We start from the raw sequence: 23,530 nt of genomic DNA, 5'->3' as shown, positions 1-23,530 counted from the left end.
ACGACTTCCCAGGACGTGCAGATGACGACAAGCCCGGCTCCCGATCACACCCCGACCCATGCAGGGGCCATCAGCGAGGAAGGCTATCACAAGGATCTCGGACGCCGTCATGTTCAGATGATCGCCATCGGTGGCGCCATCGGAACAGGGCTGTTCCTCGGAGCGGGCTCACGCCTTCAGGTGGCTGGTCCGTCCCTTGCGATCATCTATGCGATCTGTGGTGTCTTCTCGTTCCTGATCCTGCGGGCGCTGGGCGAACTCGTCATGTACCGCCCGACCAGCGGCAGCTTCGTGACCTATGCGCGTGAGTTCCTCGGCGAGCGGGCCGCCTACATGGCGGGCTGGCTGTCCTTTCTGAACTGGGCCATGACCGGAATCGTCGATATCACGGCGGTAGCCCTCTATATGCATTACTGGGCAGTGTTCCTGCCGGTTCCGCAATGGGCATTCGCACTTGTGGCGCTGGCAATCGTTGGCACGATGAACATGATTGGCGTGCGCTATTTCGGTGAGATGGAGTTCTGGTTCTCCCTCATCAAGGTCGTGGCGCTGGCGCTTTTCCTTGTGGCCGGTGCCCTCATTCTCGGGACACGCATGCCGGTTGCAGGCCATACGACCGGCTTTCACCTGATTACCGAAAATGGAGGCATTTTCCCGCACGGGATGTTCTCGGCCCTCATGCTGCTTCAGGGCGTGGTGTTCGCCTATTCCGGCATTGAACTGCTGGGCACGGCTGCTGGTGAATGCGAGGACGCCCGCGAAATCCTGCCCCGCGCCATTAACAGCGTGATCTGGCGTATCGCCCTGTTCTATGTGGGCTCCGTGATCCTGCTGGTCTGCCTGCTGCCCTGGACCGAATATCACGCCGGCACCAGCCCGTTCGTGACGTTCTTTCAGGCACTCGGCATTCCGGGCATCGGCACCATCATGAACATCGTGGTTCTGACTGCCGCCCTCTCCAGCCTGAATTCCGGCCTCTATTCCACCGGCCGTGTCCTGCGCGCACTCGCACTTGGCGACTCTGGCCCGAAGGCTCTGGGCAAGCTGAACCGCAGTTCGGTGCCCTATGTCGGCATTCTCACCACGCTGGCTGTCTATCTGGTCGGCGTGATGCTGAACTACCTCATCCCGTCCCGCGTCTTCGAAATCGTTCTGAACTTCTCGGCGCTGGGCATCATCAGCACCTGGGGCTTCATTCTGCTGTGCCAGCTGCGGCTGCGTGCGGCCATCAACCGCGGTGACATCGCACCCACAGGGTTCAGCATGCCCGGCGCACCCTATACGACCTGGGCTACCCTCGGCTTTCTGGGCTTCGTTCTGATCATGATGGCCTTCGACTATCCGGACGGCACAATCACCATCGGTGCCATCCCTCTGATCGGCGCTATCCTGATCGGAGGCTGGTGTCTTCTGGACCGCAGCCGACATCGGGCCTGACCGATACGTTTCATCAGACACAAAAAGGGCGCTCTGTTGGGAGCGCCCTTTTTCATATCCAGGAGCAGGCTTCTTACTCTATTGCCGAAGCCACCTGAAGCGCGCTGGCTGCCGGCAGCCAGACCAGACAGGTTGTCCCCTTCCCCGGCGCACTCGCAATCCGCAGACGCCCGCCATGCCGGTCCAGGATATGCCGGACGATGGACAGGCCAAGACCCGTCCCCTGACCGGCTCCGTCAGTAGGAGCACCCGCACGATAGAAACGCTCGGTCAGGCGCGGCAGATGGTGTGCTTCCATGCCACAGCCATTATCCTCGATTCCGAGAATGATGCCGCCATCGGCAGGCCAGCGGTCATCGGGGGTGACGGCACGTTTGGCCGACAGGGTAATGGTCAGCGGATCACCCGATCTGGCGCCGTAACGGAGCGCATTCTCGATCAGGTTCAGCAGAACCTGAACCATTTCGTCCTCATCGGCTCGAACCAGCAGATCGTCCTCGATTTCGAGCTTCAAGGTCCGCCCTTCCTCCTCGAAACGCGGAGCTACTTCCCCAAGGACAACCGCCATGAGGTCCGCAACATCCACCACGTCGCGGGGGCGCTGATGTTCATGGGCCTGCACGCGGGACAGGTACAGCAGCCGGTCGATCAGGCGTTTCAGCCGCTCGGACTGCTGGCTCATGATATCGAGAAACTGCTGCCGCATGGCCGGATTTTCGCCAGCTGCCCCCCGCAGCGCGTCGATAAATCCACTTAAGGAAGCCAGCGGCGTGCGGAGTTCGTGGCTGGCATGGGCGACGAAGTCCATGCGCATCCGGTCTGCGGCCTGCGCCTCGCTCCGGTCCGTCAGAACAACCAGAACGCGCCTGTCCTGCCCCTTGCCACCGGGAAGCCGGCGCAGCATCAGGTGAAGCGTGCGAGGGACCGGCACATCGAGGGTAAAGGTCGTGGAACAGACCGGAGGCAGATCGCCCCGGCCACTGCTCCCCACGCTCGGGAGGGGGGCCGGGGCCCGCAATGCCGCCGAAAGTGCGGCGCGCGCTGCAGGGTGACGCAGGATGGCGCCGACCGTTTCCCCGAACTGTGAGGCTGCCTCCTCATTGACCTGTACGATCGCACCCAGCCCGTCCAACACCACGGCGCAGGCCGGCAGCGGATCAACCGGCAGATCGGCCGGAGATACCGGTGTCAGATAGTCATCGGGAGGAGATGTCGGAACGCGGGGCTGACGCAGCAGCAACCAGACCGCCAGCACCCATCCAGCCAGCGCCACACAGACGAGGACCATCCCCACCTGCAGGGGCAGCGTGTCCGCTGCAGGCGGAAGTCCCCCCGGCGGCACCCGTCAGCCGCCGTCCGTCGTCGGGCCGTCATCCAGCGCATAGCCGGCTGCACGCACGGTCCGCACCAGATCGACTTCACCCGGCCCGTTAATGGCCTTGCGCAAGCGCCGGATATGAACGTCGATCGTCCGGATCTCGACATGGATGTTCTGGCCCCAGATCCGTCGCAGCAGATCCTCGCGGGAAAACACCTTGCGTGGGTTGCGGATCAGCAAATCCAGCAGGCGGTATTCCGTCGGCCCCAGCGACAGCATCCGCCCGGCCCGTTCCACGCGGTGCGTCTCAGGGTCCAGCGTAATGTCCGCAAAGGACAGACGGTCATAGGAGGACTGGTGCCGCCGCAGCAGCGCCCGCAGACGCGCATCGAGCGTATCGATGCTGCACGGCTTCATCAGATAGTCGTCCGCACCCGTATCGAGCCCGCGGATCGCATCCTGCTCGGCCGAACGGGCCGTCAGAAGCAGGACCGGAACGTCGCGCAGTGCGGGATTGGCGCGGATCCGGCGACACACATCCAGCCCTGACAGTCCCGGAAGCATCCAATCCAGCACGACAGCGTCCGGACGGGACGTTTCCAGCGCCAGAAGGGCCGCCTCACCATCTTCGGCCTTCTCGACCCGGTAGCCGCGCTGTTCGAGATTGTAGCAGGTCATCAGCAGGAGGGCCGGATCGTCCTCGACCAGAAGAACGAGCCCCTTGGCACGTGCCGGCGATGGTCCCTTCACCGGACGTCAGGCTCCTGCATCGTTTCGGCTACTGTCAGTCCGGAAGCCGGACCGCCACGCGGACGCAGGGACGGCAGGTTGTCGCCGGTTACGGCATAGAAAACGCGCTCGGCAATATTGGTCGCATGATCGCCGATCCGCTCAAGATTCTTGGCGATGAACAGCAGTTCCGTGCAGGCCCGGATGTTGCGGGCATCTTCCATCATGTAGGTCACGAGCTCACGGAACAGCGCCGTGTAATACTCGTCCACGGCCCGGTCCGAGTGCCAGACTTCCATGGCACGGTTGGAATCCTGCTGCGTGATGGCATCGATCGAGCGGCGCAGGTTTTCCTGCACCAGACGTCCCATGCTGCGCAGACCTGAAAGCGAGATCTGGTTTTCCGGCATCCTGATCCGCAGCGAACGACGCGCGATGGACGATGCGTAATCGCCGATCCGCTCCAGATCGCCCGTGATCTTCAGGGCCGCCACGATCTCGCGCAGATCGCCCGCCATGGGGCTGCGCAACGCCAGCAGACGGATCGCAAGGCTTTCGACCTCACGCTCCAGCTGATCCACTTCGGGGTCCTGACGCGCGGCGGCATCGGCGGCTTCCTCATTGCGGTCCGCAATGGCGGACAGCGCGAGGGCCACCTGATTTTCCACGATGCCGCCCATCTGCGCCATCATGGACCGGAGCTGGCCCAACTCCTGTTCGTAGCTTTTGACGATATGGGATCTGTCAGCCATGACGCGTTATCCAAACCTGCCGGTGATGTAGTCCTGGGTCTGCTGCTGCTTCGGATTGGTGAACATGCGGTCCGCACTGTCCACTTCGATCAGCCGTCCCATGTAGAAAAATGCCACCTGATCCGCGCAGCGCGCAGCCTGCTGCATGTTGTGGGTCACGATCGCGATCGTGAACTCTTCCTTGAGTTCATCGAGAAGCTCCTCGATGCGCGCCGTGGAAATCGGATCCAGCGCCGAAGTCGGCTCGTCGAGCAGCAGCACTTCCGGGCGCGTCGCAATGGAACGGGCAATGCACAGACGCTGCTGCTGGCCACCGGACAGGCCGGATGCCGGAGCATTCAGACGGTCGCGGACTTCGTTCCACAGCGCAACACGCGTCAGCACGTCCTGCACGCGCGCATCCATGTCAGCCTTGTTCAGCTTCTCATGCAGGCGCACGCCGAAAGCGATGTTATCGTAGATGGACATCGGGAACGGCGTCGGCTTCTGGAACACCATCCCCACGCGGGCACGCAGGATGTTCAGGTCCAGATCCCGGTCCAGAACATTGCGCCCGTCGAAAATCACCTCACCCGTCGCGCGCTGGCCGGGATACAGATCGTACATGCGGTTGAACACGCGCAGCAGCGTCGATTTGCCACATCCACTCGGCCCGATCATGGCCGTAACGCGACGCGCCGGAAAATCCACCGAGATGTCGTGCAGGGCGTGGTTTTCGCCGTAATAGAAGTTCAGATTGCGGACAGCCAGCGCCACTTCAGGGCTTTTCACCATCTGCGGATCAGTCTCGGTCATCATGAAATCCTGTGTCATCCCCTGCAGTGTTTCCGGGGTCATCCGCGTCGCGCCGAGACGCGGACGGCAATATTGATGGCCAGAACGCCCATTGTCACAAGGAGCGCACCGGCCCAGGCCAGCTGCACCCAGTCTTCATAGGACGCACCGGCATACTGGTAGATCGTCACCGGAAGGCTCGCCATCGGCCGGTTGAGGCTGAAAGACCAGTTCTGGTTGCCCAGCGACGTGAACAGCAGCGGCGCCGTCTCACCACTCACACGGGCGAGTGCCAGAAGAATACCGGTCAGAACGCCTGTCTTGGCGGAGCGCAGGCACAGCGAGAGCGTTACCCGCCAGCGCGTGGCACCAAGTGCTGCTCCGGCCTCGCGCATCGACGTCGGCACAAGCCGCAGCATGTCCTCGGTCGTGCGCACGATGATCGGCACCGCCAAGATCGCGAGTGCCACGGAACCGGCCAAGGCGGAGAAGTGCCCGAACGGTGCAACCATGACCTGATAGACGAACAGACCGACCAGAATGGACGGAACCGACATCAGCACATCGGACACGAAGCGGACGCAGGACGCGAACCTGTTGGTCTTTGCGCCATATTCTGAGAGATAGATCCCACAGCCAAGGCCCAGCGGGGTTGCCATCAACAGGGCCAGAAAGGTCTGGATCAGGCTGCCGACGATCGCATTAGCCAGACCCGAGGACGACCCGGGAGGCCCCATGGGCTTCATGATCGCCGCGGCGGAGAGGCCGGCAAGCCCGCGCGAAAGGAGCGTCCACAGAATGGAGGCCAGTACCAGCACAAGGATGCCGGCCATAACCATGCCAAAGGCCGTGGCGAGATGATCGGCGCTCCGGCGACGGGCCGCGCGGGGATTGGGCTTCCAGCCGTTTGTGGAAACGGTTGTCTCGCTCATTTCGTATCTCCCCGCAGCATCCGCGCGAGTGCCAGACTGGCGAAGGACAGCAGCATCAGGATGAAGCCCAGAGCCAGCAGGGACGACAGGCGCAGCGAACCAGCCGGGCTTTCCGGAAACTGGAGCGCAATCAGTGAGGCAACAGTGCTGCGGGGCGCGAAGAGCGACCAGCCCACAGCCGTCACGTTGCCGATCACGAAGGTCACGGCCATGGTCTCACCCAGTGCGCGCCCCATACCCAGCACGATCGCACCGATCATGCCCGAACGGGACCAGGGAACAACGACTTTCCACATCACGTCCCAGCGCGTGGCGCCAAGGCCGTAGGCACTTTCACGCAGCATATTGGGCATAGCGGCAAAAACGTCCCGCATCACGGCGGTCATGAAAGGAGCGATCATGACCGCAAGCACCAGCCCGGCCGTCATGAGACCCGTGCCGAACGGCGCGCCATGGATGATGAAGCGGATGCCGGGCACATGCTTGAAATGATGGGTCAGGAATGGCTGGACCGTCCGCGCCATGAAGGGGACAATCGTGAAGAAGCCCCACATGCCGAAAATGATGGACGGCACGGCGGCCAGAAGCTGCACGGCGGTTCCAACGATGGCCGCGATCCGGGGCGGTGCCATTGCGGTCAGCCAGAAAGCCGTTCCGAAGGCCAGCGGCAGAGCAATGATGACGCCGATCAGCGTGCTGACAATGGTACCGAACAGCGGCGCCCAGGCACCATACTGATCGGCAACCGGATTCCAGACATTACGGAAGGCAAAGCCCAGGCCAAACGTGCGGAAGGCCTGACTGCCACCCACGCCCATGAGGACCACGAGACCACCGAGCACCACCAGCACCAGAAGCGCGGATGCCGCGACCAGAAGATGGAATGCGGTATCGGGCCCGCTGCGGCGGCTTCCACTATGGGAAACACCGGCCTTGTCGCGGGCCTCGGTAGGCTGCGTGGCTGTGGCAAGGGTCATGCGTGAGAAGCTCTGACTTGAAAAAACGGGCGTTATCCGGCAGCCGCAGCCACCACTTCAGTGCATTAGCCGTCCTGTCATGGAAGAACAACCGGAACAGGAACGAGGCGTGATGAAAGATTTATGTCATCACTGAACGAAACGGTGACTGCGGATCGTGCCTGCACGCCGGGCGGCACTGCCGGATTTTACACTGCACGGGTGATGGAACTGTCACGACACGCCCGGAGTTTGGATGGGAACTGTGGCACATGTAACACGTTTGGGAGACTGACAGCCTGCATAAGAGCAGGCGCCAAGATCTTTCAGCAACCTGATGACCCGCCTTCGGGTCGTATTCAGATGCTCAGGAGTAATCCCATGGCTTCCAGAACAGACCGCCACGTGACGCAGAACAACACTGCGGACAACACCAAGAATGTTTCCATCGAAACGCTGAACGCCCGGCTTTCGGACCTGATCGATCTGGCGCTTATCACCAAGCAGGCCCACTGGAATCTCAAGGGGCCGCAGTTCATCGGCGTCCATGAAATGCTTGATGGTTTCCGGTCCAGCATTGACGGGTTCTCGGATACGGTTGCCGAGCGCGCTGTCCAGCTTGGCGGCACGGCGCTGGGAACGGTGCAGGAAGTTTCAAAGAACAGTGCCTGCACGCCTTACCCGACCAACGTCTACCGTGTTGCCGACCATCTCGCGGCCCTGATCGACCGCTACGCCACGGTTGCCAACAACATGCGCGAGTCCATCAAGGTGACGGACGAGGCCGGGGATGACGATACGGCCGATGTGTTTACGGAAGTGTCCCGTGGCCTCGACAAGCATCTCTGGTTCCTCGAGGCCCATGTTCAGGAGCCGACCGGTGAGATGCGTGATGGTGACCACAAAGGCAGTCGTAGCTGATCCTTCCGGTAAGATTTTGCGATCAGTCAGCGCCCCGCAGATCTTCTGCGGGGCGTTCTGCGTTTCAGAGGCATCGCTCAAGATGTTCGCGGGCAAAAGTCAGATCGGCTGCTTCGTATGTCCAGCGCTCTACGTTTGACTGAACGGGAGTGGTATCATCCTGGCGAACAGCAGAACTAACGGGCTCGGATGCAGGAAGTACCGGCGAGATCAGAGCTGCCAGATGTTCAAAATCCTGGACCTCTAATGGGCCTGGTTTGGCTCCCGGCTTCTGCTGGACAACCCAGCTCTTTGTCAGTTCACGCAGATTGCCCCATTCCCGTTCCCCTTCCGGAAATGCTGGATCTGACATTCCTGCCGTTGTAGCCATGGCAAGATCATGAACGTCTGACTGTGTGAGCAGCGCTGGTTGGGATGACGCATCCTTTTTACAGACCCACCGCCCTACAGCGGCCTCCAGCGCCGAGACTATTTCATTCATCATACTGGCTTATCCTTTCTGGAGTTGCGTTCAATTCCCTCTCTAAGAAGAGTGCGTTTTCATGATCCGGGCGACCAGTTCATCGTAATTTTTCAGATAATCGTTCAGACAGAGTTCAGCTTCAGCATAACGACGGGCTTCCTGCCCCAGACGTCGGGCAGTTTTGCGATCATCCAGCATGGTAAGAGTTGCTTCGGCAATCTTCTCCGGCTCAAGAAACGGCACCAGACGGCCGGTCACGTCATTTGTGATGAACTCCCTGACCGGGGCTGTATCACTGCCAATGATCGGACAGCCTGTCGCCATGGCTTCACGCAGAGACCAAGAGGCTACGAACGGATAGGTCAGGTAGAGATGCGCATCCGAGCGACGCAGCAGCGCCCGGAAATCATCGTATTCAACCTTGCCGACAAAATGTATGCGATCAAGGTCGAGCTTATCCCCAAGCTCGCGCAGCATGATTTCACGCCAGCTTCCGCCTCCCAGGGGAAGTGTGCCGTAGCTGACCTTATCGCCCCCTACGAGGATGACATGGGCATCTTTACGCTCTGAAAGAATACGCGGGAGAGCCCGCATCACGACATGGAAACCGCGATAGGGCTCAAGGTCACGCGCGACATAAGTCACAAGCGGCATCTTGGGCGTAATGCGGACATCCTTGATGGCCAGATTACGCCGTCTGGCCTGCGGGTCCGGAGAACAGAGTTCCAGATTGACCCCTTCACGCAGCAGGGAAATCTTTTCCTGCGCCCAGCCAGGATAGGTTCCAAGCTGGAACCGGGTTGGGCTCTGGCCGTATCCGTTTGCCAGACAGAGCGCCTGCAGATTGATCGCGTTCTTGACCCTGACGGCTGCGGCGAGTTCCGGAGACGGAGGGAATTCCGGATCAAAACCGACGTCATTACGGTCGGCATGATAGAAAAACTCGAAATATCCGAGGATCGGACAGTTCGGGAAAACATCCCCCAGATTGAGCAGTTCGCCCCAGCCATGATGGCCGATGATAATGTCAGGCTCGTAGCCAAGACCCTTGAGCGTCCGTGCGGCGGTTGCAACGGCTTCAGCACGGAGCAGACCGTACTCGAATTCTCTCAGATGAGCATGTGTCTCTGTCGACGGCAGCCGGGGCACACGGTAAATGGCGCGCCGCACCCCGGGAATATGACCGTTATTGGCTTCGGAAATGAAGACGATCTCATGATCCTGCGCCTGAAGATGGCGAACAAAGTGCAGGAACTGTCCCGGAAAATTCTGATGAACGAATAGATAACGCACGTCGTCTCCGGAGCGACTGGAAGCCTCTGCGGCTTCCAGTTCGCGCACGGAGAGGACAGCAGACAGCAGCAGTTTTTCAAAACGGCCGGAGAAGGATCACGCCTTCCCCGGTCACTCAGTCAGACATCACCGATGGATCAGGACGCCGAAGCAGGCTTGCGCTTTCTCGGAGTAGCAGGCTTGGCCTTGGCTTCAGCAGCCTTCGGAGCGCGCGGCTTGGCAGGCGCCTTTGCGCTTGTCTTGCTGGACGCCGCTTTTGACGCAGCCCTGGGAGTTGCAGCTTTGGGGGCTTCAGACTTGGGCGCAGGAATTTCTTCGCTCTCACTCACGAATTCGAGCAGGAAAGACTCCAGCGGGGCAAGGCTCTCCGCCTCGAGCGCTTCGGAGCCATCTACAGGCCCAAGACGTGTACCATCCGTGAATGTGGCCGTCAGACGAACCTTGTGCGCTTCGGCGGACTTGCCTTTCAGACGGACCCGCAGACCGAGAATCGGGAGTGCCATACCACGCGAGCCGCAATACTGGCCGCCTTCAGCCCAGGGAGACAGCCAGCCCTTGCCGAGGACCGCCTGATATTCGATGTCCGATGCCGGGATGCCATCTTCGGGCGCAATGCTGAAGCCTTCGATCCAGCTCTGGCTGCCCGGTACACCCATCCAGTGTCCGATGCCGGTTGCGACATCACCACGGCGCTGGATGTGGGCGGAGATATCATTTGCGATCTTCTCGGCCACTTTTTCCGCGGAGGCTTCGCTCACGTCAGGTGCAGGCGCTTTTGCTGCAACCGGCGCCACAGCAGCAGCCGGGACAGCCGGCTGGGCAGGAGCCGATGTTACCGGACCAGCCAGCTGGGCAACCTGCAGACGGGGAGCCGGATGAACGCTGTCCGGTTCCTGATAGGTTGTCACCAGCACGGCGGCCGGGCCACGCATAACCCGGACGAGGGCTGCGCCGTTCGATCCACCGATCCAGCCATCTTCCTCAAAAGTACTGACCGTCACCAGTCCCGGCGGCGTACCCGGCGCGCGGGAGATCCGGACACCCGGCAGCCCTGCCGGACCTGCGGGCGCCTGTCCGGCAGCATGAAAGATGCAGAAAATCCCTGCATCCAGCACCATCATGTGCGCCCCGGCCTTGAGGTCAATGACCCGGTTCTGTCGTGGTGCTTCGGCGGCGTTAGACATTCCCTACTCCCAATTGCGTCCGTTCTTGCGGGCAATAATACCGGTATGTTTCACAAACTGTCACGAGTGGTCATCGCAGTTATGAGCAGCATCCCGACGATGTGTTGCAACGGCCTCCTACAAATACAGGCATGTGTTCGGACATTATAGTGGCCTGTTTCCATAAAAAAGGTAAACCACCCGTCGTCAGGATGCACCCCATCGCCGCAACAGCATCGCGGCAAGCTGAAAAGGCGGAATTCCAAGAGGGACGGCAAGGCCGGTCATGCTTCTCCTGACCCGCTCTCCCTGCGCGCCCAGATCAAAACAGACAGCCTCCAGACCATTGCGCCAGACCTGACCCAGTGCATAGCACCAGGTTTCGGGCGCGACGGAAGGGATCAGACCCACATCCGGCCGTTGCTGCCGGATCAGATCCTGCACTTCCTCTTCGCGATACTCTCCGGTAACGCGAACACCGCGCGAAATCAGGGCATCATCGTCATGCGTATGCCCGACCAGAGACAGTTCGATCGGCAGGCGATGGGTCTGGATTTCTTCTGCCAGTGCCAGCAGAACATCATAGCCCTTCCATTGACTGATCCCGCCAACGACGCAGACCCGGAGCGGCTGCCCGGATTTTGCATGATGGTTCGGACGGATGCCCTTCCAGAGTACAGCATCGTTTTCCAGCGGCAGCGCCTCAATCGCGAGGCCGGGAAAATGGCGCCGGATGCGCCGAACCGTATCATCCGAGGGCGCCATGAGTGCGCGCGCACCAGACAATTCCCGGGCAGAGCGGGCCAGAAGTCCGGGCAGCGAGATGTCTTCCCCGAGATAACCTCCCCAGCGTGACACACAAAGTTCACAGCCCGCCAGATCAGGTTCCCCACAGTAACGCCCTTCCCCGTCGCAAAGCGAAATACGTGGGCAGAACCAGACATGATCGTGAATGAACACGTCATAAGGCACGCCGAGCGCATCATGCAGGGTGCGAATACAGGGCGCATGACCGATCAGATGGTGCCATTCAACCGTTTCGACCTGCAGGGTCCTGAGCAGGTCCAACAGCGACGGTAGTTCGTCCGGAAGACGGAATTTCAGGTTGAGAAAGCGTTTGCCGTCCAACGCATATTCCAGCAGACATCCGCTCTCATGCGGACGCAGGGCGAGCGCGAAAAAACCAGCAGCTTCGAACGATTCCGACCGCTCGCGTACGACACGCCCCACCCCGCCCCCGGCGTCGTGCTGCACCATGAGAACGGCGGACCGACCTGCGGCCAGACGGATCAGCCTTGCCGCATCCAGTCTGCGCCGCGTTTCATGCAACGGATCGGCGGCAATGAAGCGCCTGACAAGCTGGTCGTAGCCAGGGTGCAGGGCGTTGATGATTTCAAGATTGCGCGCGCCGAGTGCCTTTCGCGCCGTCCCGAACGATGCGGAACCGACATGCGCAACAAAAAGCTCTGGTGCGGCCAGATGGCGGAAGCCTCTTGCTGAAGCACGAAGACAGAAATCATTTTCCTCGCCGTAACCCTGGGCAAACAGATCCTCCCGGAACAGACCGATCTCTGCCAGACAGTCTGCAGAAATCGCCATGCAGAATCCGTGGGCCGTGGGCAGCTCAATCCCGTTACCACTGTTCGCATCCTGCGATCGGAAATTGTCCCGGCACAACCGGTCCATCGCACGCATCTCCGTGAGTGACGGGACCGGGTTGGCGCGTTCAATGGACGGATAGGACAGGATAGTTGCGTCATTGGAGAGTGGCGTGACCGTGCCGACATTCGAACAGGCGAGCCTCGTACGCAGGCGTTCAACCCAGCCTTTGGGAACAAGCGTGTCACTATTCAGCAGCAGGATGTCACGCCCTGCCGCGGCTCGCATCCCATCATTGGCAGAAATCGGAAAACCCAGGTTCCGGTCATGACGGATCAAAATGATCCGGTTTTCTTCCACCAGTTTATCGAGCGCGCTGGCAAGAGAGGGTTCCGGAGTTGCGTCGTCCACGACGATCACGGGCACATCAGGTGGGCATGTCGCCAGAACACTCCGCAGACAGGCCAACGTACGGAGCCGGTCAGCGTAGACTGGAATAACGATCGCGCAGCCAGGGCTTTTGCGGGAATGGCGGGCACGCATGTCCGGCCCTTCGACCTTGATTGGCTGCAGGCGCGCAGGCAAGCCCGACATATGCTTTGCGAGCAGTTCTCCAACCATGGGATCGACAGGGGCACCAGTCAGCAGGCGTCCATTTTCATCCCGTAGTTCGAGTGGCCCTGGATCGCCTTTCGGACACTGCGCGCGCGGGATATGAAATGCCCGGTTGCGAGCCAGTGGGATATCGCTGTCGACATCCTGTGCGAAAGCCTCGGCACGCAGGCTGGAACCGTCCCAGAGAGTAACAAGAGGCGCATATTCAGGTTCGGCAGGTGTCCAGATCCAGCCTTTCAGGCCATCCCCTGTGGCTTCGACGAAGGACTCACACCGGGTCAGGGCGGCAATGTCGAACGGACTGCCCAGAATATGCTGCCGTCCGACCCGAACCTCCAACTGCCTGGCCGAACGCCAGCCTTCCGGAAGATCGTACGTGTCGTGCGTTATGCCTCTGGCGATCTCCTTTCCGTCCAGAAACAAATGGACCGGTCGGGACACCCCAAGGAGAACTGTGCCTGTATTGGACACCGTCATCCAGCCGGGAAGTCTTGCAGAAGCGGCGATCTGCTCCGCAAGCGGATGGGTTTCTGGCGCGGCATGAAAGCGCGAAAGGGCCATCTGCATCCTCGCAGTGGCTTCCTCCGCCCGCTGCAGCCGCATGAGACAAACGACTTCCAGAAAAGCAGCTTCGCGCAGACCGAAATCCTGCCGCAGTGTTTCCATACGAAGCAGACAATCGACAAGCCGTCCAGCGGACAGACAGGCCAACCCGACCGACCATTTCAGGTTGGGATTGTGTCGCGACATCCTCTCGGCGCGCTCAAGCCAGAACAGACCGAGCGATGTATTGCCACCCTGAAAAGCAGCCTGTCCTCTGGCAAAAGCCTCCTGGGCCCGGCGGCTCATCGCCTCCCGCCAGAGGGCCCGGTCTTCATCGCTGACAGTTCGGCCAAAACCGGCAAAAGCCGCACTGGATGGCTTCCGACTGGAAGAAGAATGATCAGCAGACACAGAGATCAGTCATCGTCATCCGGCTGAGCCTCATCCAGCATGACAAGCTCGACTTCAGCATCCTTGATATTCTGGGCTTTCGCCCGCTCCAGCCAGATACGGCCTTCCACGGGGTCCGTCACCCCGGCCAATCCACGCACGAGATAACGACCCAGCATCATCTGGGCGAGCCCATTTCCACGCTGGGCCGCCTTGCGGAACCACAACTGGGCCTGCGGACGGTTTTCGGGCACGTCATGCCCCCCTCCGTACATCGCAGCGAGAGAGAACATAGCATCTACATTCCCACTCTCGGCAGCATTCCGATAAAGGGCCAACGCTTTTTCATGATCCTTGCGGCCGTTGATGTTTCCGTTCACAAGCAGACCCGCCACCGTGACCTGTGCCTCGGCCATGCCTGCGTCCGCGGCTTTTTCCATCCAGTAAAGGGCCTGTGCGGGATCAGGCTGTACGCCACGTCCCTCCAGCAGCATCCTGCCATACCAATACTGGGCATTGACGACACCATCAGCGGCCTTCTGCATCCACCGAGCCGCCTCACGTCCGTTCTGCGTCCCGGTCACGCCCTCTGCGAAAGAGACACCGAGATTATAGGCGCCCACCAGATCGCCTTTTTCGGCTGCCTTTTCAAAACGTTCATGCAGCGCCTTTTTTTCATCAGAGGTTGCTGCAGCACCTGCAAGGATCAGGTTTCCAAAATCGGCGTCCGCATGCGCATCCCCGGCTTCAGAAGCAATTTTGAACCAGTGCGACGCCACATCGGGATCCTGATGAACGCCATTGCCCGTCAGATACAGCAGCCCAAGCGCACGCGCGGCTCCAGCATGTTTCTGCTCTGCTGCGAGCCGATACCATTTGGCTGCTTCCACAAGATTAGGCGGCAGTTCCCCACCATTGGTACACAGATCACCAAGTAACGCCGCAGACTGGGTATCACCATTCGTTGCAGCCCGCTTCAACCAGGTCTCAGCCCGCCCGTAATGCTTGGGGGTGCCAATCCCCTCCAGCAGCATGAGCCCGTACCGGGCCTGAGCTGTGACAACATTGCGTTCCGCAGCTTCATGAAAGTAAGTCGCCGCTTTTCCAAGATCCCGCGGCACCCCGGAACCTGATTCATACATGCGGCCCAAAATATCAAAAGCTGTTCCAAGACCGCCTTTCGTCGCTTCCAGCAGGTGCCGGGCAGCAGACGATAATTCCTCGCCTGTCGTCGCACTATCAAGAATGGAAAGCGCGACCCCAAGATGTCCCTGAGAACACCCGGCTTCGGCAGAACGTTCATACCAGGTGCGTGCCTGTGGAAGATCACGAAGATCCTCGGGACCATTCGTGAGAATATATCCAAGAAGGGCCTGCGCATCCGGAGACCCGGCTTCTGCCGCAACTTTGGCCCATCGGTGTCCGAGATGAAAATCCGGATGTCTGGGGCCAATCTGAGGCTTTTGGGAAAGATCCAGTCCTTCGCTGGATGTCTGGATTTCAAATCCTTCCGGCAACCCTACAGTGTAGAGCGTCGCCAGAATGAACGTTGCCTCGATATGACCTGCCTTGGTCGCCTGATAAATCCATCGCGCGCCATCTTCGAGACTGGGCGGCACACCAAATCCATCCAGATAAGCACGTCCAACCCGGAATGAGGCCTCGGCATCTCCTGCAGCGGCGAGACGACTGAGGAGCGCAAACCCCTGAACAGCTTTGCCATTTTCCGTAAGATGGATCGCATATTCCAGCTTTCCTCTTGAGGAGAAAAGGGCGCCAATACGATGTTTGAGCGACATGAGCGGCACAGGTCCTGAATAACTATCATATGAAAACGCCCGGGCTTTGCCGGGCGTTCCTTTGAGCGCTTCCTTAAAGGCGCTCCATCCTTTTCTTATGGCTCCCTCATGCCATTGGTAATTGCCGGGGTAATCTTGTTGAACAGGTACTGTAGTACCGTCCGCTTTCCGACATCGATATCGGCTGTTACGGACATGCCGGGCATCGGATGGAAGAAAGAAGGCTGACCGTGAAGCGTATAGCGGTCGATCCGCAGACGGACCCGATAGACACCTGAAGCCGAGGTATCTTCACTAGGCGAAGTTCCATTTGCACCACCACTTCCATTCTGCGAAGACGGCGTGAAGGCGTCGGCACTAATGACCCGGACCGTTGCTTCCGCACCACCATACTGGTCATACGGGAATGTTGCGAATTTCAGGAGCGCATGGTCGCCAACCTGAACGAAGCCCACGTCCTGCGAACGCATGACAGCTTCCATTTCAAGACCATAGCCAGTGGGCACAAGAGTAATGAACTGTCCTGCCGACTGCAGCACGGAACCAACAGATCCCTGAGCAATCGTCAGGACGACACCATCCTCCGGTGCGCGCAGAAGAACAAGATCCTGACGAAGACGCGCCTTTTCAAAGGCACTGCGATATTCCGCCAGATGGTGGCCAGCTTCCGTGAGATCAGAATAGATCTTGGCCTGCCAGTTTCCGATATAGCCGTCACGTTCCGCTTTCATAGCGGCCAGTTTCTTCTCTGCTGAATTCGCACTCTGCTGGGCTGCGATCTCCGCCCGTTCTGCTTCCATCAGTTCGGTCTGGGCGCCGAGAGTTGAAAGACGGGACCCAACCTGATCGGCCTGTTCCCGCTGACGCATCTGCAACACTTCGGAGGCAACGCGCATCTTGCTGCCATACATGGCGGCATTGGCCCGGTAGCCCTGGATATCGCTTTCGAGACTTGCGATCTGCTGGGCATAGTTTTCGACATGTGCCTGATATTCGGTCTTGCGACGCAGGAACGCAGCTCCCTGCTCCACAGAAGCCGGCTCATTCAGGTTGGCATGATAGTCCTGACCGGCAGCCTCGGCTTTCAGACGGTCATATTCTGCCTGATAGGCATCACGCTGCTGGCGCATGTTCGTGATGTCCGCTTCGGTGATCGTCGGATCAAGATGAGCCAGGATGTCACCCTTTTTGACGAAATCGCCGACATGGACATCGATGGAGCGGATAATGGCCGTCTCAAGTGGCTGCACAACAATGGTTGGCTGCGTTGAAATCAGACGTCCGGGCGTGGAAACAACGCGGTTGATCGGGAACAGCGCCATGGCGGCCACACAAGCCAGGAACAGGCATCCGATGAGAAGGATAATATAACGGGCCGCCGGCGTGGCAGGAAGATTAACCAATCCTGCAGTCGGAGAGTGAAACTCGAGCAGCGCCAGCGGCATGTCGTTAGGCGCAAAAGGATCCGTGGCCGTACGAGGAACATGCTGGTTGAAATCTTCGCCGGACTGACGCGACGTATTGTCGTCCTGCGGGATCATGTCGGAAGAGCTCATGATTACTCTCCTTCCGTCAGTTGCCCGGCGTCACCGGGAACATCATTATTTGTCATGTGCCGGTTCTGCTGCAACCAGAGCATGCGATAGATTTCACACCGTTCCAGCAAAACCCTGTGCGGAGCAATATCGATCAGTTTCCCCTGATCCATGACTGCAATCTGGTGACAGTTTACAAGAGAGGACAGGCGATGGGAAACAATCACCATTGTCCTGCCCTTGCCGATCCGTTGAAGGTTGGCATTCACAAGCGCTTCAGATTCCGGATCCAGAGCCGATGTCGCTTCATCCAGGATCATCAGTTTCGGATCACTGATCACGGCACGTGCGATCGCAAGCCGCTGGCGTTGACCGCCCGAAATATTGGTCGAGCCTTCTTCAATCCAGGTGTCGTATCCTGCAGGCATACGCTCAATGAACTCTTCCGCGCCAGCAAGCCGCGCCGCCCGGATGGCGTCGTCGATCGTCAAGCCGGGACGACCGGCCGTGATGTTGTCACGAATGGTCCCACGGAACAGGAAGTTATCCTGAAGAACCACACCAAAGGAACGGCGCAGATGGGTCAGATTGATCTCGCGCAGATCCACGCCATCAAGACGCAGATACCCTGTGTAATTGCGACTCACACCCTGCAGAAGGCGGGTAATCGTTGATTTACCCGAACCCGAACGTCCCACGAGCCCCAGCATTGTTCCAGCTGGGATATCGAATGTGACGTCATTCAAAGCTTTAGTTGTCGAACCCGGATAACTGAAGTCGACATGGTTGAATGAAAGGGCACCCTTGACGGCTGGACGCATTCCGGTTGTCAGAGCCTTGGTTTCTGTAGGCTGGTTCAGCACCGCGCCTGCTTCTCCAAGGGAGACACTAACCTCGTTGAAAGCTTCCATCAGCTTTGCAAGGCCGACAAGTGGACTGGCCACACGCCCACCCAGCATCATAAAGCCCATGAGGGCACCCGCCTGCATGGCACTGGAATTTGTCAGAATCAGATAGGCGCCGACCAGAATAATGCCACGATTAATAAAAGTTTCGAACGGCATGACCAAAGTCTGTGGCCAACTAGCCATTCGTCCAGCAGCCAGCTTCCAGCGCACAACATCTGCCGTCCTGTCATCCCACAGTTCCCGTCGTGTTGCTTCAAGGGCAAGTGTCTTGACGGTCCGGATACCAGCTACCGTCTCGTAAAGGATAGAGCCGCGTTTCATCTCCGCAACCACCTGCCTCCCGATTGTCCGGGTAACAGCAGGGAGGAAGATCACTACGATTAGCCCAATGCAGCCAGCGGCAGCCAATGTCATCCATGCGAGCGTTGCACTCATGACAAACAGGACAGGGAGGATTACGATAAGAGTAAAAAGATCAAGCAGGGTGGTCATTAACTGTCCGGTCAGAAAATCCCTGACCTTGAAGACGGCCATGAACCGACCTAGAATCTCACCCGTCTGTTGGCGTTCGTAAAACTCCAAAGGAAGTGCCAGCAGCCTGTTAAAAGCGTGTAGTGAAATCCTGGCATCCAGTCGGGTAGACAGAATCAGGGACAGCTCGCGTCGGGCATAGGTCAGCAGAATTTCGTAAAAAGAAAGAATAATGACGAAGGCAGTCAGCGAGATCAGTGTCGCCATGGAGTGGTAATTCACCACCCGGTCGATAACCTGCATGACAATCAGTGCAGGGAAGATCTGAAGAATACTCAGGATCAGCGATGCAAAGGCGATGTCCCGCATCACCTTCTTTTCGCGAAGTACCATCTTCACGAACCATAGCAGATCGAATTTTGCGTCTGCTTCGGACTCATCCCGACGCCGCTTGACCAGCAGAACATCGCCGGTCCAGACCTGCATAAGACGCAGTTCATCTACCGGGACGGGCGCGTCACCTTCGCCGCCCATTGGATCACGAAGCCACACCACACCTTTTTCGGCATCAGCATGGACCATCAGCCCGGCCGAGCCGTCCTTGAACATCAGAACAACAGGTGGGGAATTACGGATCTTGATGAGGTAGCGCCACCGGAGACGCATGCCCTTGGCAACAGCACCCTGTTCGTTCAGCCATCTTGCAAGGGTAGCAGGAGAAGGCGAGTCCTCACCTGGCTCTGCCGCAAAATCGCGGATATCCAGTTCAAGGCCGTGATAACGGGCTGCGGCCATGACAGCATAAAGCCGGATGACGGACGGACTGACTCTTCCATCCGGGCCTGACAAGCTCTGGGTATGCTCCACGAAATGTCCTCTATGCTGTTGTCGCGCCAAGGCGGACCAAAGGGCGGCACCAAAGGCAGGAACGCCAGTTTATCTTCTTATGAATAGAGAAGACTTTCTTTTCCGTCACCACCCATACAGGCGGGAACTGAAAAATACCTGAGGCCAGCATAGTCCAGAGAGATCAAAAACTCATTAACGGCTTCAAGCATAGACGCCTCATCACAAGACCGTTTTATTCAGAAAATGGGACATAATCACGACAATCATGTCCCGTCTCCTGTATTCCGGCTCTGGATTTTTTGCCTCTCCGATTTCAGCATAACAGATTGCGACTTTTCAAAAGCGCTGGCTTCCTGTTTTCGAGGGCTGGGGAGCCGTTACTTTGTCGTATAACCGCCATTGACCAGAATGGTCTGGCCGGTCATCCACCAGCCATCCGAGACAAGGCAGCGGACAATAGGAACAATGTCCTCGATATCGGTCAGACCCGTACGGCTCAGGGCAGACAAGGCAGCAGCGGTCTTGTGGTAGGCCACAGCTTCCGGCGCTTCCTGTCCATAGAAAAACGGCGTGTCCATCGGCCCCGGCCCGATCGCATTGACGGAAATGCCACGCGCGCCGAACTCCTTGGATGCTGCACGTGTCACATGCTCGACGGCTGCTTTCGACCCGGCATAGGTCGAATAGAAGGGCGTATAGGCCCCGAGCAGGGATGTCACGATGGTCAGGAGCTTGCCATTGTCATTTAGATGACGTCCGGCTTCCTTGATAAAGAAATAGGCCGCCTTTGTATTGACCGCGAACATCTCGTCATACTCTTCCTCGGAGGTTTCGAGGATCGGCTTCTTGAGAACCTTTCCCACCGTGTTGATGGCAATGTCCGGCTTCCCGATTGCAGCGATAACATCCTCGAAAAGCTTTGCATTGGCGCCGGCAGTCGTCAGGTCTCCCTGGAACGCCTGTGCCTTGACGCCCTGCATCTTCAGGGCAGAGACCGTGGCGTCGGCATCAGCCTTCGTAGCAGCGCTGTTGTAGTGAATGGCAATAGCCGCAGCGCCCTGCGTCGCGAGATCGCGGGCAATCAGGCCACCGAGATTTTTGGCGCCGCCCGTAATGAGAGCAGTTTTCCCCTTGATGCTGTGATCGGCCATGAGGACGGCCTCCTTGCGCTGATGAATGACGACCCCAACTATGATTTGTCAGAAAAGCTGCAAAAAGGGCGAAGTTCTGACATCATCTGTCAGGAAACCCGAACAAACCGGATCTGCTGACTTCGGAGACCTGATGGACCGCATAGACCTGTTTCGCATTTTCGTACGGGTCGCGGAAAGCGGAAGCTTCACCCACGCCGCCGACACACTTCAGATGCCGCGCTCCACGGTCTCAACCGCCGTGCAGGAGCTCGAAAACCGGCTCGGAACCCAACTCCTGACACGCACGACACGCTCCGTTCGGCTTACGGAAGACGGAAAGCTGTTCCACCAGAATGCGCTGCGCCTTCTGGTCGATTTCGAGGATGCCGAAAACCAGTTCCGTCTTCGCCGGGAGGAAACGCGGGGACATGTAAAGGTCAACCTGCCCGGAAGGATCGGCCGACTGATCGTGGCCCCGGCCCTGCCGCAATTTCTGGAGCAGCATCCGGGTCTGGACATTGAGCTTGGCATGACCGACCGGAGCATCAATCTGGCCGAGGATGGCACCGACTGCGTACTACGTGTGGGACCGCTGCGGGACTCCAGCCTGATCGGGCGCAGGCTCGGGATGCTGTCGGTAGTCAACGTAGCCAGCCCGGCCTATCTGGCCCGGCATGGCACGCCCCACACGCTGGAGGATCTGCCAAACCATCAGGCCATTCTCTATGCGTCTCCGTCTACTGGCAGGATCGAGGAGTGGGAATGGGAAGCGGACGGGCGGGAAGAGAGCATGCCGCTTCAAGGGCGGGTGACGGTCAATAGTGCCGAAGGGGCCGTAGCGTGCTGTCTCGCCGGACTGGGACTGGCCCAGCTTCCGGCTTATGATGTGCTGCCTCATATCCACAAAGGCGAGCTTGTGGATGTTCTGTCGCAATGGCGTCCGGCTCCGCTTCCCATGACGCTGCTCTATCCCCACCGGAAGCATCTTTCCCGGCGACTGGAAGTGTTCACGGACTGGCTGACGAACCTGCTGAACGAGCACTGCTTTGCGGTCGATCCCCTTTCCTTTTAACGGAGAATGGCCCATCTGAAGGGAGACTTCTTCAGTCCTGATTGGATCTCCGATGCAGTTCTCCCGCATCTACGCCTCCCTTCCCGAACGCTTCTCTGCGCCTCTCTCCCCGGCACTGCTGCGTGATCCGCAGATCGTGGCGCTGAACGAGCCGCTGGCCCTTGAACTGGGGCTGGATCCGGACTGGCTGCGAAGCCCGACGGGTGTTGCGTTCCTCAGCCAGGGAACGCGTCCTGACGGAGCCGCGCCAGTGGCGATGGCCTATGCGGGGCATCAGTTCGGGCATTTCGTCCCGAGCCTTGGGGACGGAAGAGCCATGCTGGCCGGTGAAGTGACGGATCGGACAGGACGTCTGCGGGACATTCACCTCAAGGGTTCCGGACCGACGCCGTTTTCACGCCGGGGGGACGGACGGGCGGCTCTGGGGCCGGTGCTGCGCGAATACGTGGTCAGCGAGGCCATGCATGCGCTCGGGATTCCCACGACACGCGCCCTTGCCGCCCTGACAACGGGTGAAAACGTTGCCCGCGAGACGATGCAGCCCGGCGGCGTCATCGTGCGGGTCGCATCCAGCCATGTGCGCGTCGGGACGTTCCAGTATTTCGCGGCACAGGGGGACATCGAAGGCGTCCGTATCCTTGCGGACCATGTCATCGGGCGCCTGTATCCAGAGCTGAAAGACGCCGAAAATCCCTATCTGGCGCTATTGGAAGCTGTCACAGTCCGGCAGGCCGATCTGGTGGCGCGCTGGATGCTGGTCGGGTTCATTCATGGCGTCATGAACACGGACAACATGTCCATCGCGGGCGAGACCATCGATTTCGGTCCCTGTGCGTTTCTGGACGCCTATGACCCGGCAAAGGTCTTCAGCTTCATCGATCAGAACGGCCGCTATGCCTACGGAAACCAGCCGGACATGGCGCTGTGGAATCTCGGGCGGCTGGCAGAAACGCTTCTGCCCCTGCTGGACAGTAACCGCGAGCAGGCCATCGAAAAGGCCAAGAGCGCACTGATGCGCTTCGATACCGTGTTCAATGACACCTATCTCGGCGGCTGGCGCCGGAAGCTGGGTCTGGCGCTGGAAGAGAACGGAGATGCCCGGCTGGCAGGGCGTCTGCTGACGGCCATGCATCGTGGTGAAGCGGATTTCACGCTAACGTTCCGGCAGCTTGGTGAGGTCGTCCGGACCGGACAGACAGAAAATCTGCTGGCGCTGTTCGGGCCGGATTCTGGCATTGAAGACTGGATCGGGGACTGGCAGGCGCGGCTGGAGCGCGAAGAGCGATCGGTCGAAGCCTGTCATGCCGACATGCAGGCGACCAATCCGCGCATCATTCCACGCAATCACAGGATCGAAGAGATGATCCAGTCAGCGGTGGCGGGCGATTACGCTCCATTCCACCGTCTGGTCGAGGCACTGTCACATCCGTTTGAGGACGCGGCAGACGGACTGGACGCGCCGCCTGCACCGCATGAGAGAGTCAGAAACACGTTCTGCGGCACCTGATGTGCCGCAAAAATCAGGCGGCTTGCGGCGTCAGCAGGCGGCTGCGGTTGAACAGGCTTTTAACCTGGGCATAAAGTGCGCCGAAATCCGGCATGCAGGCATTGTGCAGCGCACGGACACTCTCATGGGTGGCATAGAAACGCAGGGCGTTCAGGCTTCCACACATGATGGCCGTTCCCAGAAAGACGCCATCAACATGAATGACCTTGGAACTCAGCATTGGTCTTCAACCTCGTCATGACTCCCGCGTCGGGAGCACAGAATGTTTCCACGTTCCACACGAGCCCCTCCTCAGGGCTTCACCGATCTGGAACGCGTCACTAACGGGGCTCATGCCACATCGTTGCTTAATGGAACGTGACCTTTTTATG

19 protein-coding genes are annotated in these 23,530 nt (G+C 59.2%); 4 read left to right on the top strand and 15 right to left on the bottom strand.

The genetic code is table 11. The features are described 5' to 3' along the window. Positions 1–21 precede the first annotated feature (21 nt). On the top strand, positions 22–1,437 hold the full coding sequence (locus GRO01_RS09695; RefSeq protein ID WP_062511522.1) for an amino acid permease: 1,416 nt from the start codon (positions 22–24) through the stop codon (positions 1,435–1,437). Positions 1,438–1,510: 73 nt separating this feature from the next. Here GRO01_RS09695 and GRO01_RS09690 read toward each other — a convergent pair whose 3' ends face one another. From GRO01_RS09690 to pstC, 6 genes are read right to left on the bottom strand one after another with little or no spacing between them, the layout of a single operon-like run. Continuing rightward, complete coding sequence (locus tag GRO01_RS09690) at positions 1,511–2,725, bottom strand: sensor histidine kinase (protein ID WP_062511520.1); 1,215 nt, start codon at positions 2,723–2,725, stop codon at positions 1,511–1,513. A gap of 57 nt (positions 2,726–2,782) precedes the next feature. Further along, entirely contained in the window at positions 2,783–3,505 is a 723-nt protein-coding gene (locus GRO01_RS09685; protein WP_062511281.1) for a response regulator, read from the bottom strand. Continuing rightward, positions 3,502–4,236 (bottom strand): phosphate signaling complex protein PhoU, encoded by a 735-nt coding sequence (phoU, locus tag GRO01_RS09680; protein WP_062511280.1) that lies wholly within the window; start codon positions 4,234–4,236, stop codon positions 3,502–3,504. The genes GRO01_RS09685 and phoU overlap by 4 nt, the downstream gene beginning before the upstream one ends. 6 nt (positions 4,237–4,242) lie before the next feature. After that, positions 4,243–5,049 (bottom strand): phosphate ABC transporter ATP-binding protein PstB, encoded by an 807-nt coding sequence (gene pstB, locus GRO01_RS09675; protein ID WP_228124222.1) that lies wholly within the window; start codon positions 5,047–5,049, stop codon positions 4,243–4,245. A gap of 20 nt (positions 5,050–5,069) precedes the next feature. Next, the gene (gene pstA, locus GRO01_RS09670) at positions 5,070–5,942 is read right to left on the bottom strand and encodes a phosphate ABC transporter permease PstA (RefSeq protein WP_062511278.1); all 873 of its coding nucleotides are present in this window, start codon (positions 5,940–5,942) and stop codon (positions 5,070–5,072) included. Continuing rightward, the gene (gene pstC, locus GRO01_RS09665) at positions 5,939–6,919 is read right to left on the bottom strand and encodes a phosphate ABC transporter permease subunit PstC (RefSeq protein WP_062511276.1); all 981 of its coding nucleotides are present in this window, start codon (positions 6,917–6,919) and stop codon (positions 5,939–5,941) included. The genes pstA and pstC overlap by 4 nt, the downstream gene beginning before the upstream one ends. 360 nt (positions 6,920–7,279) lie before the next feature. Between pstC and dps the strand changes: the two genes are divergently transcribed. Beyond that, on the top strand, positions 7,280–7,819 hold the full coding sequence (gene dps, locus GRO01_RS09660) for a DNA starvation/stationary phase protection protein Dps (RefSeq protein WP_062511274.1): 540 nt from the start codon (positions 7,280–7,282) through the stop codon (positions 7,817–7,819). Between the two features lie 64 nt (positions 7,820–7,883). On the opposite strand, the gene GRO01_RS09655 is transcribed toward dps, so the two are convergent. The 8 genes from GRO01_RS09655 to GRO01_RS09620 form a co-directional block, all read right to left on the bottom strand. Further along, positions 7,884–8,303: a hypothetical protein gene (locus GRO01_RS09655; RefSeq protein WP_062511272.1), complete on the bottom strand. Its 420-nt coding sequence runs from the start codon at positions 8,301–8,303 to the stop codon at positions 7,884–7,886. A 39-nt stretch (positions 8,304–8,342) separates the two neighbouring features. Further along, on the bottom strand, positions 8,343–9,575 hold the full coding sequence (locus GRO01_RS09650) for a glycosyltransferase family 4 protein (protein WP_062511271.1): 1,233 nt from the start codon (positions 9,573–9,575) through the stop codon (positions 8,343–8,345). Between the two features lie 137 nt (positions 9,576–9,712). Next, positions 9,713–10,759, bottom strand: a complete 1,047-nt coding sequence (locus GRO01_RS09645; protein ID WP_062511270.1) for a hypothetical protein — start codon at positions 10,757–10,759, stop codon at positions 9,713–9,715. Positions 10,760–10,945: 186 nt separating this feature from the next. Next, the gene (locus GRO01_RS09640; protein ID WP_141306971.1) at positions 10,946–13,801 is read right to left on the bottom strand and encodes a glycosyltransferase; all 2,856 of its coding nucleotides are present in this window, start codon (positions 13,799–13,801) and stop codon (positions 10,946–10,948) included. Between the two features lie 110 nt (positions 13,802–13,911). Further along, positions 13,912–15,684, bottom strand: a complete 1,773-nt coding sequence (locus GRO01_RS09635) for a tetratricopeptide repeat protein (protein WP_062511268.1) — start codon at positions 15,682–15,684, stop codon at positions 13,912–13,914. 95 nt (positions 15,685–15,779) lie between these two features. Continuing rightward, positions 15,780–17,240, bottom strand: a complete 1,461-nt coding sequence (locus tag GRO01_RS09630; protein ID WP_062511267.1) for an HlyD family type I secretion periplasmic adaptor subunit — start codon at positions 17,238–17,240, stop codon at positions 15,780–15,782. 2 nt (positions 17,241–17,242) lie between these two features. Next, positions 17,243–19,393 (bottom strand): peptidase domain-containing ABC transporter, encoded by a 2,151-nt coding sequence (locus GRO01_RS09625; RefSeq protein WP_062511514.1) that lies wholly within the window; start codon positions 19,391–19,393, stop codon positions 17,243–17,245. A gap of 431 nt (positions 19,394–19,824) precedes the next feature. Then, on the bottom strand, positions 19,825–20,598 hold the full coding sequence (locus GRO01_RS09620; RefSeq protein ID WP_062511266.1) for an SDR family oxidoreductase: 774 nt from the start codon (positions 20,596–20,598) through the stop codon (positions 19,825–19,827). Between the two features lie 133 nt (positions 20,599–20,731). On the opposite strand from GRO01_RS09620, the gene GRO01_RS09615 reads away from it, so the two are divergent. Both GRO01_RS09615 and GRO01_RS09610 read left to right on the top strand, forming a co-directional pair. Then, the gene (locus GRO01_RS09615; protein ID WP_062511511.1) at positions 20,732–21,652 is read left to right on the top strand and encodes a LysR family transcriptional regulator; all 921 of its coding nucleotides are present in this window, start codon (positions 20,732–20,734) and stop codon (positions 21,650–21,652) included. A 52-nt stretch (positions 21,653–21,704) separates the two neighbouring features. Then, the gene (locus tag GRO01_RS09610; RefSeq protein ID WP_062511265.1) at positions 21,705–23,159 is read left to right on the top strand and encodes a protein adenylyltransferase SelO; all 1,455 of its coding nucleotides are present in this window, start codon (positions 21,705–21,707) and stop codon (positions 23,157–23,159) included. Positions 23,160–23,172: 13 nt separating this feature from the next. Here GRO01_RS09610 and GRO01_RS09605 read toward each other — a convergent pair whose 3' ends face one another. After that, positions 23,173–23,379: a hypothetical protein gene (locus GRO01_RS09605; RefSeq protein ID WP_062511263.1), complete on the bottom strand. Its 207-nt coding sequence runs from the start codon at positions 23,377–23,379 to the stop codon at positions 23,173–23,175. Positions 23,380–23,530: the final 151 nt, after the last annotated feature.

It is taken from the genome of Gluconobacter roseus NBRC 3990, from assembly GCF_006538885.1.
In the GTDB taxonomy this organism is placed as follows: Bacteria; Pseudomonadota; Alphaproteobacteria; order Acetobacterales; family Acetobacteraceae; genus Gluconobacter; species Gluconobacter roseus.
The sequence above is the reverse complement of the archived record's forward strand: the minus strand, read 5'-3'. Positions and strand labels throughout refer to the sequence as shown.

Coding starts and splice junctions, on each gene's coding strand:
- GRO01_RS09695 (WP_062511522.1), top strand. CDS start 22: ATGACGACAAGCCCGGCTCCCGATCACACCCCGACCCATGCAGGGGCC.
- GRO01_RS09690 (WP_062511520.1), bottom strand. CDS start 2,725: ATGGTCCTCGTCTGTGTGGCGCTGGCTGGATGGGTGCTGGCGGTCTGG.
- phoU (WP_062511280.1), bottom strand. CDS start 4,236: ATGGCTGACAGATCCCATATCGTCAAAAGCTACGAACAGGAGTTGGGC.
- pstB (WP_228124222.1), bottom strand. CDS start 5,049: ATGACACAGGATTTCATGATGACCGAGACTGATCCGCAGATGGTGAAA.
- pstA (WP_062511278.1), bottom strand. CDS start 5,942: ATGAGCGAGACAACCGTTTCCACAAACGGCTGGAAGCCCAATCCCCGC.
- pstC (WP_062511276.1), bottom strand. CDS start 6,919: ATGACCCTTGCCACAGCCACGCAGCCTACCGAGGCCCGCGACAAGGCC.
- dps (WP_062511274.1), top strand. CDS start 7,280: ATGGCTTCCAGAACAGACCGCCACGTGACGCAGAACAACACTGCGGAC.
- GRO01_RS09655 (WP_062511272.1), bottom strand. CDS start 8,303: ATGATGAATGAAATAGTCTCGGCGCTGGAGGCCGCTGTAGGGCGGTGG.
- GRO01_RS09645 (WP_062511270.1), bottom strand. CDS start 10,759: ATGTCTAACGCCGCCGAAGCACCACGACAGAACCGGGTCATTGACCTC.
- GRO01_RS09640 (WP_141306971.1), bottom strand. CDS start 13,801: ATGAGCCGCCGGGCCCAGGAGGCTTTTGCCAGAGGACAGGCTGCTTTT.
- GRO01_RS09635 (WP_062511268.1), bottom strand. CDS start 15,684: ATGTCGCTCAAACATCGTATTGGCGCCCTTTTCTCCTCAAGAGGAAAG.
- GRO01_RS09630 (WP_062511267.1), bottom strand. CDS start 17,240: ATGAGCTCTTCCGACATGATCCCGCAGGACGACAATACGTCGCGTCAG.
- GRO01_RS09625 (WP_062511514.1), bottom strand. CDS start 19,393: ATGGCCGCAGCCCGTTATCACGGCCTTGAACTGGATATCCGCGATTTT.
- GRO01_RS09620 (WP_062511266.1), bottom strand. CDS start 20,598: ATGGCCGATCACAGCATCAAGGGGAAAACTGCTCTCATTACGGGCGGC.
- GRO01_RS09615 (WP_062511511.1), top strand. CDS start 20,732: ATGGACCGCATAGACCTGTTTCGCATTTTCGTACGGGTCGCGGAAAGC.
- GRO01_RS09610 (WP_062511265.1), top strand. CDS start 21,705: ATGCAGTTCTCCCGCATCTACGCCTCCCTTCCCGAACGCTTCTCTGCG.
- GRO01_RS09605 (WP_062511263.1), bottom strand. CDS start 23,379: ATGCTGAGTTCCAAGGTCATTCATGTTGATGGCGTCTTTCTGGGAACG.